General features: G+C 37.5%; 13 protein-coding genes. 7 read left to right on the top strand and 6 right to left on the bottom strand.

The features are described 5' to 3' along the window. Positions 1–94: 94 nt before the first annotated feature. From P7V56_RS05310 to rlmB, 5 genes are all read left to right on the top strand, one after another. Positions 95–3,238 (top strand): SusC/RagA family TonB-linked outer membrane protein, encoded by a 3,144-nt coding sequence (locus tag P7V56_RS05310; RefSeq protein WP_171222644.1) that lies wholly within the window; start codon positions 95–97, stop codon positions 3,236–3,238. 8 nt (positions 3,239–3,246) lie between these two features. Then, positions 3,247–4,665: a SusD/RagB family nutrient-binding outer membrane lipoprotein gene (locus P7V56_RS05305; protein ID WP_171222643.1), complete on the top strand. Its 1,419-nt coding sequence runs from the start codon at positions 3,247–3,249 to the stop codon at positions 4,663–4,665. A 10-nt stretch (positions 4,666–4,675) separates the two neighbouring features. Beyond that, entirely contained in the window at positions 4,676–5,596 is a 921-nt protein-coding gene (locus P7V56_RS05300) for a hypothetical protein (protein WP_171222642.1), read from the top strand. Positions 5,597–5,610: 14 nt separating this feature from the next. Beyond that, positions 5,611–6,459 carry a hypothetical protein gene (locus P7V56_RS05295; protein WP_171222641.1) on the top strand — a complete coding sequence of 283 codons (849 nt, stop codon included), beginning with the start codon at positions 5,611–5,613 and terminating at the stop codon, positions 6,457–6,459. A gap of 66 nt (positions 6,460–6,525) precedes the next feature. Beyond that, positions 6,526–7,275, top strand: a complete 750-nt coding sequence (rlmB, locus tag P7V56_RS05290) for a 23S rRNA (guanosine(2251)-2'-O)-methyltransferase RlmB (protein WP_171222640.1) — start codon at positions 6,526–6,528, stop codon at positions 7,273–7,275. 177 nt (positions 7,276–7,452) lie between these two features. On the opposite strand, the gene P7V56_RS05285 is transcribed toward rlmB, so the two are convergent. Continuing rightward, complete coding sequence (locus P7V56_RS05285; protein ID WP_171222639.1) at positions 7,453–8,217, bottom strand: rhomboid family intramembrane serine protease; 765 nt, start codon at positions 8,215–8,217, stop codon at positions 7,453–7,455. 206 nt (positions 8,218–8,423) lie between these two features. Here P7V56_RS05285 and P7V56_RS05280 point away from each other — a divergent pair, with 206 nt between their 5' ends. Further along, entirely contained in the window at positions 8,424–9,701 is a 1,278-nt protein-coding gene (locus tag P7V56_RS05280) for a replication-associated recombination protein A (RefSeq protein WP_171222638.1), read from the top strand. Here P7V56_RS05280 and P7V56_RS05275 read toward each other — a convergent pair. The 3 genes from P7V56_RS05275 to radC are packed head-to-tail and all read right to left on the bottom strand — an operon-like array spanning position 9,698 to position 11,805. Next, positions 9,698–10,429, bottom strand: coding sequence for a hypothetical protein (locus tag P7V56_RS05275; protein WP_171222637.1), 732 nt, complete (start codon positions 10,427–10,429; stop codon positions 9,698–9,700). The two genes, P7V56_RS05280 and P7V56_RS05275, sit on opposite strands and share 4 nt — an antisense overlap. A 1-nt stretch (position 10,430) precedes the next feature. Next, positions 10,431–11,114 (bottom strand): YjjG family noncanonical pyrimidine nucleotidase, encoded by a 684-nt coding sequence (locus tag P7V56_RS05270; RefSeq protein ID WP_171222636.1) that lies wholly within the window; start codon positions 11,112–11,114, stop codon positions 10,431–10,433. Between the two features lies 1 nt (position 11,115). Further along, positions 11,116–11,805 carry a RadC family protein gene (radC, locus tag P7V56_RS05265; protein WP_171222635.1) on the bottom strand — a complete coding sequence of 230 codons (690 nt, stop codon included), beginning with the start codon at positions 11,803–11,805 and terminating at the stop codon, positions 11,116–11,118. A gap of 51 nt (positions 11,806–11,856) precedes the next feature. Here radC and P7V56_RS05260 point away from each other — a divergent pair, with 51 nt between their 5' ends. Further along, positions 11,857–12,465, top strand: a complete 609-nt coding sequence (locus P7V56_RS05260) for a DUF1287 domain-containing protein (protein WP_171222634.1) — start codon at positions 11,857–11,859, stop codon at positions 12,463–12,465. 202 nt (positions 12,466–12,667) lie between these two features. Here P7V56_RS05260 and P7V56_RS05255 read toward each other — a convergent pair whose 3' ends face one another. Next, a complete protein-coding gene (locus tag P7V56_RS05255; RefSeq protein WP_171222633.1) occupies positions 12,668–14,023 on the bottom strand; it encodes a UDP-N-acetylmuramate--L-alanine ligase in 1,356 nt (451 codons plus the stop codon). After that, positions 14,023–14,724: a tetratricopeptide repeat protein gene (locus tag P7V56_RS05250; protein WP_171222632.1), complete on the bottom strand. Its 702-nt coding sequence runs from the start codon at positions 14,722–14,724 to the stop codon at positions 14,023–14,025. Before P7V56_RS05250 ends, P7V56_RS05255 begins: the two co-directional genes overlap by 1 nt. Positions 14,725–14,932: the final 208 nt, after the last annotated feature.

The following is a 14,932-nucleotide window of genomic DNA, read 5'->3' as shown; positions in this document are numbered from 1 at the left end:
TGTTTAAAACTTTAACATTAAAATTTAGCATTTAATTAGGATTTTTAAGATTTATTTAAGACTTTTGGTTCACTAATTATAACCAAATTAAATAATGAAAACAAAGTTAAATGGATTCTTGACGCTTTTTATAGCGTTATTGGTGCAAATTTCTTTTGCGCAAGAAAGGATTGTAACTGGTGTTGTTACAGACAATAGCGGTTTACCAATTCCGGGAGTTAATGTTCTTGTTAAAGGAACTAAATTAGGCACACAAACCGACTTTGATGGTAAATTTTCCATCAGTGCCGCTCCAACTCAAACGTTAATTTTTAATTATGTAGGTATGAAATCCCAAGAGATTTTGGCTTCTTCAACTACAATTAATGTAAAAATGAAAGATGACGCAGTTGAGTTAGAAGGTGTAGTTGTAACCGCTTTGGGTGTTAAAAAATCCGAAAAAGCGGTAACCTATTCTGCACAATCTGTTAAAGGCGGTGCCTTAACTGAGGCCAGAGAGTCAAATTTAGTTAATGCATTATCCGGAAAAGTAGCCGGTGTAAATGTAACTAACTCTTCAGGTGCAGTAGGTTCTTCCTCAAGAATTGTTTTGAGAGGTAATTCTACGATTACGGGTAGCAATGAAGCGTTATTTGTAATTGATGGTGTTCCTTTTGACAACACTAGCTACGGTAACTCAGGATCCGGTGGTGGTAGAGATTTGCCAAATGGTGCTGCCAGTATTAATCCTGACGATATTGAATCAGTAACGGTGCTTAAAGGACCAACTGCTGCGGCATTGTATGGTATTCGTGCCAGTAAAGGGGTTATCTTAATCACTACAAAATCCGGAAAGAAAAAAGACAAGTTTGAAGTTTCTTTTAACTCAAACACTACTTTCTCAAATCCATTAGTATTGCCAAACTTCCAAAACTCTTATGGCCAAGGAGCTACCTCAGATTATTTTGAGTTCGTAGACGGTGCCGGTGGTGGTTACAATGACGGTGTTGACGAAAGCTGGGGTCCTGCATTGGACAGAGGCTTAGAATTTGTTCAATGGGATTCATTCAAAAATGGAGGTTTACCAACGCCATGGGTATCACACCCTGATAACGTGAAAGATTTTTACGATACAGGTATAGCACAATCTAACAATATTTCAATCATCAGTGGTGGTGAAAATTCTAACTTTAGATTGTCTATTGGAAATAGTGATGAAAAAGGTATGATTCCATTCACTGAATTCAAAAAATTTAATGTTGGATTTAATGGAAATATGAATCTTGGTAAAAAATTAACCGCTGGTATCAGCATGACTTACTTTAACAACAAGAGTGATAACTTACCGGTTGTGGGGTATTCAAGTCAAAACGTTGTGCAACAATTCATTTGGTCTGCCCGTAACGTTCAGTTTACCGACTTAAAAGATTGGAGAAACTTCCCATTAGCCGGTGCTAATACACCAGCAGCCGGAACACCAATAAGCTGGAACACCAATTTCCAAAATAACCCTTATTGGCATTTGGAGACTAACATCAACACTTTTGATCAAGACAGAATTACAGGAAATACTTTCTTGAATTACAAGTTTACCGATAATTTATCCATCAATGGTAAATTAATGTTAGACCACTATTCCCAAAGAGAAACTCTAAGAAACGAAAAAGGTTCTAACGAAAACATCGACGGTTACTATGCTGAAATCACAAGAAGATATTCTGAGATAAACGCGGAAGCAATTGTTAATTACCAAAGAAACTTAACTAACGATTTGTCTTTAACACTTAATGGTGGTATGAATACCATGAAAAGAATCGGAACAAGACAATTAGGTGAGTTATCAGGAGGTTTAGAATTACCTGGCTTATTTACACTTTCAAATGTTAAATCAGGAACTACTCCTAATATTGACAGTGATTACACTGAACAAAGAATCAACAGTATTTTAGGTTTTGGACAATTGGCTTACAAAGGTTATGCTTTCCTTGATTTCTCTGGTAGAAATGACTGGGCTAGTGTATTGCCGGCGAAAAACAATTCATTCTTCTATCCTGCTGTTTCAGGATCCTTAGTTTTATCTGAAATCTTAGGATTTACAAGTAGCAAAGTTAGCTATGCTAAATTAAGAGGAGGTTGGTCAAAAGTAGGAGGTATTGGTCCATTAGACCCTTACAGCTTGAACAGAACTTTTGCCCTTGCCAACAACAACTTCGGTACTGTTTCTTCAGTTCCGAACACTCAATGGAATCCAAATCTTAAACCTGAAAGCACAACTGGAGTTGAGTTTGGTTTAGACTTAAATGCTTTCAACAATAGAGTTCGTTTTAGCGCAACTTACTATAATCAAACTAGTAAAGATTTGATTTTACCTTTACAAATTGATGCTGCTTCCGGATTTACATCTTCATGGGAAAATGCAGGAGAAATGAACAATAAAGGTATTGAGTTACAATTAGGAGCTACTGTATTGAAAAAAGGTGATTTCACTTTTGATGTGGATTTAAACTTTGCTAAAAACAAAAACGAAGTTGTAAGTTTAGGATTAACCGATGCTTATGTTTTGGGCGGTCAATGGGATATGGAGCTTCAAGCCAGAGTTGGTGAAGCTTACGGTTCTATCGTTGGTTATCCTTTCTTAAGAAATGAAGCAGGTCAAATTGTATATGAAAATGGTTTACCACAAGTAAACAATAGCGAAAAAGTTGTTCTAGGAAACATCACTCCGGATTGGACTGGAGGTGCTAACTTCTCTTTCAAATACAAAAACTTCGATTTAAGCACTTTACTAGATGCAAAAATGGGAGGTGACTTATTCTCAATGACTTACATGTGGGGTAGATATGCAGGAACCTTAGAAGAGTCTCTTATCGGAAGAGAAACTGGGGTTATTGGAAATGGTGTAGTAGCTGACGGAAACGGTGGTTACGTTGCCAACAACGTTGTTGTTGATGCTAAAACATTCAACCAATTTGCTTACGATTACTCTAATTTTACCGAAAGTGGTGTATTTGATGCCAGTTATGTGAAATTAAGACAAATTATATTAGGGTATTCATTACCAAAAAAATGGTTAAACGGAACATTTATTCAGGACTTCAGAGTATCTGTAGTAGGTAGAAACCTAGCTATTTTATACAAAAAAGTACCTCACATTGATCCTGAAACAGGTTTCAGTAGTGCTAACGGTGAACAAGGCCAAGAATTTGGTCAATTACCATCTGCAAGAACTTATGGGTTTAACATTAACATTAAATTCTAAAAAAAGTTATGAAAAAAGTATTTTCTTTATTTATGGCAGCACTTGTCTTATGGAGCTGCGATAATAATTTTGAAGAGATTAATACCTCTCCAAACAACTCTCAGACAACAGACCCTAATTTATTGCTTTCATCAGCAATGATTACAACTCAAAACACTTTGTACAATGCACAAATTGGAGGTGATATGGGAACTTGCTGGGCACAACAATGGTCAAAAGTTCAATACAATTCCGAAGAAAGATACACGCCGAGAAGAGCGGTAATGAATTCGGTTTGGACTAATCTTTATGCAAGTGCTATTGCTGAATGTAAAGCGGCTTATGAATTAGCCGGCACTAGTGGAAACACTAATTTACAAGCAATCAGTTTAGTGTTGGAAGCTAATAATTTCCAAATCTTAACCGATGTTTTTGGACCGGTTCCATTCAATGAAGCAGTTGTTCCTGGAAACACTAAACCTGTTCATGATACCGAAGAGGTTGTATACGATGGAATTTTAGGTTTATTAGATCAAGCAGAAACATTATTTGCTACCGGATCAGGTGAATTTACTTCTACAGCTGATTTTATCTACCAAGGTGATGTTACTAAGTGGAGAAAATTTTGTGCTTCTCTTAAATTAAAAGCTTTAATGAGAATCTCAGGAAAAAGAGACGTATCTGCTCAAGTAAGTGCACTTGTTAGCTCAGGTCTATTAATGTCTTCAAACGATGATTCTGCTCAATTGGCTTACACTTCGGCCCAACCGGATGCTAACCCAATTTACGAAACTATCGTATTTGGAAACAGAGCAGAATACAAAGTAAGTTCTGTTTTAGTAGACAAGTTAAACCAATTAAACGATCCAAGATTAAGCAAGTTTGCTCAAGTAAACGATGTTGGAGCTTATGTTGGTAATGTACCGGGCGTTGAAAACCCAGGCAACTACAATGGTTTCTCTTCACCAGGTGAAGATTACTTATCTCCTACCTTACCGGGTGTCTTATTGTCTTATGCACAAGTTGAGTTTTATTTAGCAGAAGCTGCATTAACCGGAATAATCTCTGGCGGATTGACAGCAGCTGATACTCACTACAGAAATGGTATTGCAGCCAATATGGATTTCAACGGTGTTTCAGCCACTCAAGTTACAAACTATTTATCTCAACCTACTTTAGACTTTACAACAGTTGCTGCAGGTAAAGAAAAAATTGGTTTACAAATGTGGTTTGGTCTATACGGTCAAGGAATTGAAGCTTGGACCGAATGGAGAAGAACAGGACAACCGGCTTTATCACCGGTAGTTGATGCACAAATTAGTGTTATCCCAAAAAGATTCTATTATTCAACAGATTCACAAAACTTTAATCAAACAAACTATCAAGCAGCCGTGGCTTTACTAGACAATGGCGATACTATGCTTTCAAAAGTTTGGTGGATGAATTAATAAAAAAACTATGAAAAAATTTATTTATTTATTTATGGCAATAGCATCGTTAGGTGTTGTGTCATGCGACGAAGATAATGATGTCCTTACAGGCAATCAAAATGAAGGTGGTCTGTTAAGTGTTAACAGTATTTTAGTTCCTTATGTAGTAGGAAACGGTGCTGATTTTGAATATGCAGCTTCAATTTCTGCTTTTCAAGGAGATATTAAAGTTAACTCAGTAGATATCTACAAAACCTTTACTTCTGTTGATGGTGAAACGTCCAACACTGCTTTATTAAAAACAGTAACTTTCCCTAATACAGCTCAAGTAGAGAACTTGGATTTCACTGCTACCTACAATGAGTTAATCAGTGGATTAACTTTAAACGGTGCTCCGCTACCAGCTAGTGATAGTTCTTTAAGCATTGGAGATTTTTGGACTTTGACTTATGTATCTAATACTAGTGCCGGAACACAAGCTCAAAACTTGAAAACTACAAAAATTTCTGTGGGTACACGTTTTGCCGGTCAATACACAGTAATCCAATGTGAATATTGGAGAATTAATGTACCAAGACCGGATGTTACAGGACCATTCCTAGGAACAGTTGTTACTATTGAGTCTGTAAATGCAACTACCTACAGAAAACTAGAATGGGCAGGTCCATTCTCTGGGAATGAATTCTATTTCACCATTGATTCTAATGACGACGTTTTAGTACCAACTACATATGACGGATCTCCTCAATTAATTAATGCGCAACCGGCTACCAATTGTACTGAAACTCCGGGAGACATTGTTAATGCATGTGGATTTGCAGGTATTCAAAACAAAGCCGTTAGAGATGATGTGTTAGGAAAAGACAGAATATACATGACTTATGGCTATCTGACTGCTGGTTCTGGACCAAGAGAATTTTATGAGGTTCTTGAAAAAGTTGTTGACTAATTAAATACACAATTATGAAAAAAATATTTAATAATAAATTTGGTTTTGCTTTGCTTTTGTCGTCTGCACTTTTTGTGTCTTGTGACGATTCTGGAGATGCAACAGGCTATAGTAATTTAATAGTCACTGAAAATGTTGTGGGAACTATCAATTTAGCCAGCCCATTAACAAATTCGCAAACCGTAAGAGAAGGTGATCAAGCAGTATTTAATTATACAATCACGCTTGACAACCCTCAGGCTGTGGACATCCACGTATCGATACTTCAAACAGCCGGTGATGCTGATGAACATGATTTTGAATACGATCATGAAATCATTATCCCTGCTTACTCTACTTCAGCTTCAGGAGAGATTAAAATCTTAAATGATGACGAAGACGAAGACAATGAAACGTTCACATTACGTATCAGTAACGCTAACACTTCTAATGCTAACATTGCTTCTCAAGAATTGTCTTTTACAATTATTGACTGTTATTCTGATTTAGCAGGAAGTTACGCCTACTCTACCACTAACATCGGAGAACCGGGTGGTGGTTTTGTTGACGGTCCGGTTACCGGAACTGTTACTTTTACTGCTGCAGGTGCCGGAGTATACAACATTTCTGATGCTTCTTTCGGAGGTTGGATTGGTTTATACGGACCGGGCAACACTGCTACAGGGGTAAAATTAGTTGATTTGTGTGGCGAAATCGCTTACGATGGCGTTGACCAATTCAATGAAGTATTTACCTTCTCTAACCTAGTAATCAATGGCCCTGATATGTCATTCCACTGGGAAAATGACTATGGTGAATTTGGTGATACCACACTGACTAGAACAGATGGTACCAATTGGCCAAACTTAACTTTACAACCATAATAGGATAAAGTCTAAAACTCTTAAAACCACCAGTTTTCACTGGTGGTTTTTTTATATCTTTGCGCCATGGAAAAAGAAAATCAAATCTTCGGAATCAGAGCCATTATTGAAGCAATTAACGCCGGAAAAGAAATTGACAAAGTTTTTATACAAAGCGATGCGCAAAGCGAATTGATGCAAGAATTAATGAAAGTGATGAAAAAAAACAGCATCAACTTCTCCTATGTTCCCGTTGAAAAACTCAACCGCTTAACTGCCAACAACCACCAAGGTGCCGTGGCCAGCATTGCTCCTATCTCCTTTGTGAAATTAGAAACTTTAGTAGACAGCGTAATTGAAAGCGGTAAAATGCCTTTATTCTTAATCCTTGACCAACTTAGCGATGCCCGTAATTTCGGAGCCATCATCAGAACCGCAGAATGTACCGGTGTAGACGGCATCATCGTTCAAAAAACAGGTTCCGCTCCTGTTAACGGCGATACTGTAAAAACCTCTGCCGGAGCTGTTTTCAACGTGCCGATTTGCAAAGTAGATCACATCAAAGACGCTATTTTTTATTTACAAGGCAGTGGTATCAAAACCGTAGCCGCTACCGAAAAAACAGAAGACAATATCTACGACATCAACTTTAACCAACCCCTAGCCATCATCATGGGAAGCGAAGACCGAGGCATAAATCCGTCGGTACTGAAAATCGTTGATGAAAAAGCCAAACTACCCATGTTCGGAACTATCGGTTCACTAAACGTTTCTGTAGCATGTGGTGCATTTCTTTATGAAACCGTAAGACAAAGACAGCAGAGCGAAGCGAATTGATCATTAGCTAATAAGGAGCGAATGGTTTGGGATTTATCAGTAAACCCTATTCCCGCTATTCATTACAATAAAAAAGTCCCAAATTGGGACTTTTTATTTTCATTACAAATGCGAAGCATTCACCGAACACCTATAAAATATAAACACTATGTGAGGTAATCGGGGCTAAAAAGCCAACTATTCCGCAGATTTGTTATCGTCTTTATCTTCCTTATAAGTATAAAAATAATTAAGAAACGAGGAACTCTCCTCAGACACTTCTTCCTCAGGTTTTGGGGTATTGACAAAATTTCCGTTTTCATCAAAATGCTTCATAAAGCTATCCTCTTCCGGATTAAAATCGGGTTTCTCCCATTCATACTGTATGGTTTTGTTATAATCGGGCGTCTTGAACCATTTGGCAAATAAAAACCCGGTAATCAAACCCGCCAAATGCCCTTCCCAAGATATTTTGTGATCAATCTGTGGAAAAACATACCAAATCATTCCGCCATAAAACATCACAACTGCCAAAGACAAAGCCATCAAACGGAAATACTGCGACATAAGACCCTTGAAAAAAATAAAAGAGACCAACACATAAATCAAACCGCTGGCACCAATATGAAAAGAATTGCGTCCAATTACCCAAGTAATCAGACCCGACATCAAAATACCGTAAAACAAAACTTTTAAAGAGATTGATCGGTAAAAATAAATAAGCGCCGTGGTCAACACAAACAGCGGAATGGTATTGTTAGCAATGTGATTCAAATCACCATGCAAAAAAGGGCTGAAAATTACGCCCTGTAAACCCGAAAAGTTTCGAGGCAAAATCCCGTGAGTAGTCAATTCGATATTAAAAATGTTTTCAAACAAAAAAATAACCCAAATCAGACCAAGCAGTAAAGAAGGCACTAACCAAACCGATGGTGTAAACTTAAAATGGTGGTAATCGTTCATGGTCTTATTTTAACTATTGACTCTTGTCAAAAACACAGCCAAATTAAAAGTAATGCTAATTTGTCAGTTAGGAAAATTTAAAAGAAGCCTTTAGTTTGAATTTAGCCCCGATTGAAGTGACACGAAGTAAAACGGAAAGCGGGAACACGGTTTAAAAAATGCCCGAACGATTGGCTCCAAAAACTTTTAAATCGTATTTTTACCACATGGAAGCACCACTTGCCGAACGCATCAGACCGCAACGTTTAGAGGATTATATCAGCCAATTGCATTTGGTTGGAGAAAATGGCTCGCTGACCCAACAAATTGCCCGTGGAGTGATTCCGTCAATAATCTTTTGGGGTTCGCCCGGAACCGGGAAAACGACTTTGGCCCAAATCATAGCCAAGCAAAGCAATCGCCCGTTTTACGAATTAAGCGCCATCAACAGCGGTGTAAAAGACATTCGCGACGTGATTGAAAAAGCCAAAACCAGCGGCGGTTTGTTTACAGCCAAAAACCCGATTTTGTTTATTGACGAGATTCACCGTTTCAGCAAATCGCAACAAGATTCTTTATTGGCTGCGGTGGAAAAAGGTTGGGTAACACTAATCGGCGCTACGACTGAAAATCCGAGTTTTGAAGTGATTCCCGCTTTGTTGTCACGTTGTCAGGTGTACATTCTAAATCCGTTTTCGAAAGAAGATTTGTTGGCTTTGCTTCACCGAGCGATAAAAGAAGACCAAATCATTTCGGCCAAAAAAATAAAATTAAAAGAAACCGAAGCGTTATTGCGACTTTCAGGCGGTGACGGGCGCAAACTATTAAATATTTTTGAACTCGTCGTAAATGCCAGCCCTGAAGGTCAAATTACGATTACCAATGACAAAGTTTTAGAATTGGTGCAGCAAAACACCGTGCTCTATGATAAAACCGGCGAGCAACATTACGATATAGTTTCGGCTTTTATCAAATCGATTCGAGGAAGTGATCCGAATGGTGCTGTTTATTGGTTAGCCCGAATGATAGAAGGTGGCGAAGATGTCAAATTTATTGCCCGACGCATGTTGATTTTGTCAAGTGAAGATATCGGCAATGCCAATCCGACGGCTTTTATTATGGCAAATAATACGTTTCAGGCGGTTTCTACTATTGGTTATCCTGAGAGTCGAATTATTTTGAGCCAGTGTGCGATTTATTTGGCCACTTCACCCAAAAGCAATGCAAGTTATATGGCCATTGGCGAAGCACAGGCTTTGGTCAAACAAACCGGGGATTTATCGGTTCCGATACATTTGCGAAACGCGCCGACGAAACTGATGAAAGAATTAGGTTATGGCGAAGAATACCAATATTCTCACAACTATGCCAATAATTTTTCGGAACAAGAATACTTACCGGATGAAATCAAGAATACGGATTTCTACAAACCCGGAAACAACGCTCGAGAGAACGAAATGCGGACTTTTTTAAAGAATCGCTGGAAAGATAAGTATGGGTATTAGAATTTCAGGTTAATCGGTTCTGAAACTAGTTTGCCGTTATCATAGTATTCAAAAACCCATTGGCCTTCTTTGATTAAAACGGTTCCATTTACCCCGTTTTTATCGGCCATAAAAACATTTTTTTGGGAAGTGTTGTACAAACGCATAATCACTTTAGGTTCGTTGTCAATCACTTGATAGCCGTTGGCGGTTGGTTGTGCAAAAAAGAAAACTTCATTTGAATTCACCGTAGCGGTATCCGTTTTTGTATCGATTACTTTAACAACAGGTTTTGGTTCGGCTGCTGCTGCTACTGCGATATTACCATTGTACTTATAATTCAGTGTTTCAAAAGACTTAGCGGCTTCTCTTAACGCCTGACTGTAAGCGATAGAATATTGCTTTTCCCTACTTCTGCCTAATTCGGTTTGGTAAACTATATTGCCTTTACAATCTTTTAGGACAACTCTGACTTTGGTAACCATCAACCCACTATCATCGACTAAACCGGCCGTTAAAAAATCACAGCGGTTGCCCACATTGCCATCAAAAAAAGAATCATCACTAAAATAAGCTTTAAACCCGTATTTTTGAAGCAATAATTTTACCGAAGTATTCAAACCGTGCTTGTCCTCTTCTTTAAAAGAATCAAATTTCTTTGGCACAATGACATACTGATAGTCATTTATATTTTGCGAAAAAGATGCAAAGGATAGCATCAAAATTAAAGTCAGTAATACTTTTTTCATTTTACAATATGTTTTTTAATTCTAACAAACGAGTGATGGTCTGCACTTCGGGCCAATCATGCTGATTTTTCTCATCGAACAAAATGGCTTTCATTCCGAAATCAATCGCACCTCTGACATCTGCATCAATACAATCGCCAATCATAACGGCGTTTTCTTTATTGGTTTTAGCCAAAGATAAGGCAAATTCAAATATGTTTCTATGGGGTTTTTTGACGCCGGCCATTTCTGAATTGGTCACCGTTTTAAAATAATTTCCCAAACCCGAATTATTGATTTTTTTATACTGAACTTCCGCAAAACCATTGGTGATGATATGCAGATTGTATTTGGGCAATAAATAATCTAAAACTTCAATAGCTCCTTCAAACAGCTGATTATTTTCGGGTAAAAAAGTGATATAATCATGGGCAATTTGATCAATGGCTTCATCCGAAATAGTATAATTCAAAGCGTCAAATGATTGCTTCAACCTTTGGTAACGCAGTTCTTCATGGGTAATTTTATCTACTTGGTACAATTTCCAACAAGCTTGATTGATGGGTGCGTAAACTTGAATAAACTCGGCTGTGTTTAGGGTTGGATGATGCACTTTGAATATTTTGTCAAAAGCCAAAACCGAATTACGGTCGAAATCCCAAAGCGTATGGTCTAGGTCAAAAAAGATGTCGGTAATGTTCTTCATTTTAAAAAATGCCTTCGTCCTGAAAGCTCAAATAGCCGTTTTCTGTGATAATGATATGGTCGAGCACTTTGATATCAAGTTGCTCTCCGGCAAATTTAAGCTTTTTAGTAATTGCTCTATCGGCATCACTGGCCAATAATTTACCAGAAGGATGATTGTGTGATAAAATAATGGCCGTAGCGTTATGCTCTAAAGCCATTTTGAAAATTAACCGAACATCTACTACTGTTCCGGTAATGCCGCCTTTGGACAATTGCGATTTGTAAATGACTTTATTCGAATTGTTTAAATACAGCACCCAAAACTCTTCATGAGGCAATTCCCCTATTATTGGTTGCATAATATCAAACACCGCTTTGCTTGAGGTGATTTTGTCTAAAATTGCTGTTTCTTCGGTTCTTCGTCTTCTACCTAACTCTAATGCAGCTGCTATGGAAACAGCCTTAGCCTCGCCTATTCCTTTGAATTCCATCAATTGTTTTATTGACAATTTTCCCAAAGCATTTAAATTATTATTCACGCTCGACAAAATCTTCTTACTCAAAGAAACGGCACTTTCATTCCTGCTTCCGGAACCAATAAGAATAGCCACTAGCTCGGCATCGCTGAGTGTTGCTTTTCCTTTTAGGAGAAACTTTTCGCGTGGCTTATCATCTTCCGCCCAATACTTTATGGAGAAATTTTGGTCCAAATTAAATACTAAATTGAAAGATTTATCGTTAGTTATTCAAAACCTAAAAATATGAAACTTTTTCAATTTTCGCTAATTTTACTTACATTTTTAACTTGTGGACAAAAAATGGATGATGTCACTGAAGCGACAGCCAATTCATTTGAGGAGAAATTATCGGCTGCTGCTATTTCCATTATTGACCCGAGTATTGTTTATACACCCAATTATGTTTCTATAAAATACCCCAATGGTGATGTCCCTGCCAATACAGGTGTTTGTACCGATGTTGTAATTCGGGCTTACCGAAAGTTGGGTATTGATTTGCAAAAAGAAGTCCATGAAGATTTGAAAGCTAACTTCAATAAATATCCAAACTTAAAAAAATGGGGATTGAGAAAACCGGACACCAATATTGATCACAGAAGAGTTCCTAATCTGGAAGTTTTCTTTACCCGAAAAGGACAAAAATTAGCCGTCACTCAAAACGCTGCAGATTACAAAACCGGTGAAATAGTCACTTGGGTGATTAACGGTAAACTGCCACACATTGGTATCATTACTCATATAAAATCACCGAACGGAAATCCGATGATTGTACATAATGTTGGCGGCGGACAAGTTTTAGAAGATTGCTTATTCAGCTATGAGATAGTTGGGCATTTTAGATACGAGCAATAAATTTGGAATATAAAAAATAACCAATTCCAAAAATCAACACCAAATAAAAACACAACAGAATCGAAAAGGAAACAAAAGCTAAAAATCTTGTTCCTTTATATTCAGAGGTATCTCTAAAACACTTATATTTCTTTTGAAAAACGCCTCTAGGATTTTGAAAATTTAAAACATCTGAAATAAAAGTCAATACATCCATTTAAACCTATTCGATCAACCCTTTTACCTCATCAAAGTTCAATCCTCCATAATTCCCTGAACTCATTAACAGCAATGCGGAATTATTCAAATCATAAGAGAACAAGAAGTCTTTAAACTCCGCCGGATTGGTATAAATAATCAAGTCATCGCGCTTGAAAGATTGTGCAATTTGCTCATAAGTTACTTCTTCTAATTGTTTGATTTTAACCGCATCGGGCGAATAGAAAACGACTGCTACATCAGCGGCATCTAATGCTCCTTCGTATTCTTTTAGGAATTCGGCGTTCAAACTGCTGTACGTATGCAACTCTAAACACGCCACTAATTTTCTGTCGGGATATTGAGCTTTAACGGCTTTAGTCGTTGCCGATACTTTACTTGGCGAATGTGCGAAATCTTTGTAGGCTACTTTGCCTTTACCTTCGGCTATTTTTTCCAAACGTTTACTGGCACCTTTAAAACTGGCGATGGCCTCATAGAAATCGACTTCATCTACACCCATGTTTTGGCAAATCCATTTGGCGCCGGCCAAATTATTGAGATTGTGGGCTCCAAAAACTTCGATAGGCATTGGTCCTTCGGGCGTATCTAATAAAGTTGTGCCGTCTTTCACCGAGTAACTTGGCGTTTGATAAGGCAATCTTCGAATGGTATTGGTACTTTCTTCGGCTACTTTTTTAACGGTTTCATCTTCTTCATTATAAACTAGTATACCGCCTTTGGTAATTTGGTTGACAAAAATTTCAAATTGCTCAACATAATTATCAAACGTTGGAAACACATTGATATGATCCCAAGCAATGCCCGAAAGTAATGCTATATTAGGTTGGTACAAATGAAACTTGGGTCTTCTGTCTATTGGTGACGACAAATATTCATCGCCTTCTAAGACTATGAAATCATTGTCATGTGTCAAGTGCACCATAGTGTCAAAACCTTCCAATTGGGCTCCAACCATGTAATCGACTTCAATATTGTGAAAATGCATCACATGTAAAATCATGGAGGTTATGGTGGTTTTTCCGTGAGAACCTCCAATAACTACACGGGTTTTGTTTTTAGATTGTTCATATAAAAACTCCGGATAGGAATAAATTTTAAGTCCTAAAGCTTGTGCTTTGAGCAATTCGGGATTATCTGCCTTGGCATGCATTCCGAGAATAATGGCTTCTATATCCGCTGTGATTTTTTCGGGAAACCAACCCATTTCGGCAGGCAATAAGCCTTTCTTTTCTAATCTTGATTTTGAGGGTTCAAAGATGGCATCGTCGCTACCGGTTACTTGGTATCCTTTATGATGAAGGGCCAAAGCTAAATTGTGCATGGCTGCACCGCCAATGGCTATAAAATGTGTTCGCATTATTGTGATTTATTTTTCTCTTGATAGGTTTGCATGAGTTGTTTGGCTTTCTCAGGCTGATTCATTTTGTTTTTGTACAAATTGGCTAATTTTTGATAGGTTGTTTTAGAACCGCCTACTGCTATGGCTCTGGCATAGTTTCTTTCAGCTTCAGCATATCGTTCAAAATATTCGGCAATTCGACCTTTGGCCAAATATCCGTCAACCGGAGAAATTTTCAACAATTCACCGGCATATTGTTGTGCTTTGCGTTCGCTTCCTCCAACTATGCCCGGCAATTCAAGGTACAGTTCAATTAAAGCCCAACGAGCTTCAATATGATTGGCATTGAGCTGAATGGCTTTTTCAAAACACGCTTTGATATCACCAATCATTCTCAAAGCTTTAAATTTATTGGATTCTTTGGCTTTCATCCCTAAACAACCACCATATTTATAATGGTAATTAGCCTCAGACGGCTTGAGCTTTCTCAACTTATCATAATAGGTCATGGCTTTGTCCCAAGATTTGTTTGCTCCTTCAATATCGCCGAGGTATTCAATTGCTTTTAAATGATTCGGATGTTCTTTTATCCATTGTTCAAGTAGCGGCTTTGCCAAATCGTATTTTGATTGTACAAATAATTTTTCTCCTCTATCAAAATCAGATTGAGAGAAAATGAGTAAGGGAAATAAAAGGAAAACTTTTAAGAAAAAATTCATCCGGCTTACTTTGATTAGCAAGAAACAAATATAGGTAATTTATACTATTTATTGTCATCGCTTTCATTTGAATTCAGCATAAAAAAACCCGTTTAAATCATCTTTTATTTACAATAATTATTGATTTATCAATAATAAAACACTCCATAAACGGTAAAAAACTATCGTTGAAATACATCTTTTTTAAAACGTAAAATACTGCAAATAA

It is taken from the genome of Flavobacterium sp. IMCC34852 (assembly GCF_030643905.1).
Classification (GTDB): domain Bacteria; phylum Bacteroidota; class Bacteroidia; order Flavobacteriales; family Flavobacteriaceae; genus Flavobacterium; species Flavobacterium rivulicola.
Note: the sequence above shows the minus strand (reverse complement) of the source record. Positions and strands in the feature narration are given on the sequence as shown.

Bases quoted from the DNA above. Each gene is read 5' to 3' on its own strand.
- P7V56_RS05295 (WP_171222641.1), top strand. From the start codon at position 5,611: ATGAAAAAAATATTTAATAATAAATTTGGTTTTGCTTTGCTTTTGTCG.
- P7V56_RS05280 (WP_171222638.1), top strand. From the start codon at position 8,424: ATGGAAGCACCACTTGCCGAACGCATCAGACCGCAACGTTTAGAGGAT.
- P7V56_RS05250 (WP_171222632.1), bottom strand. From the start codon at position 14,724: ATGAATTTTTTCTTAAAAGTTTTCCTTTTATTTCCCTTACTCATTTTC.
- rlmB (WP_171222640.1), top strand. From the start codon at position 6,526: ATGGAAAAAGAAAATCAAATCTTCGGAATCAGAGCCATTATTGAAGCA.
- P7V56_RS05270 (WP_171222636.1), bottom strand. From the start codon at position 11,114: ATGAAGAACATTACCGACATCTTTTTTGACCTAGACCATACGCTTTGG.
- P7V56_RS05310 (WP_171222644.1), top strand. From the start codon at position 95: ATGAAAACAAAGTTAAATGGATTCTTGACGCTTTTTATAGCGTTATTG.
- P7V56_RS05285 (WP_171222639.1), bottom strand. From the start codon at position 8,217: ATGAACGATTACCACCATTTTAAGTTTACACCATCGGTTTGGTTAGTG.
- P7V56_RS05275 (WP_171222637.1), bottom strand. From the start codon at position 10,429: ATGAAAAAAGTATTACTGACTTTAATTTTGATGCTATCCTTTGCATCT.
- P7V56_RS05305 (WP_171222643.1), top strand. From the start codon at position 3,247: ATGAAAAAAGTATTTTCTTTATTTATGGCAGCACTTGTCTTATGGAGC.
- P7V56_RS05260 (WP_171222634.1), top strand. From the start codon at position 11,857: ATGAAACTTTTTCAATTTTCGCTAATTTTACTTACATTTTTAACTTGT.
- P7V56_RS05300 (WP_171222642.1), top strand. From the start codon at position 4,676: ATGAAAAAATTTATTTATTTATTTATGGCAATAGCATCGTTAGGTGTT.
- P7V56_RS05255 (WP_171222633.1), bottom strand. From the start codon at position 14,023: ATGCGAACACATTTTATAGCCATTGGCGGTGCAGCCATGCACAATTTA.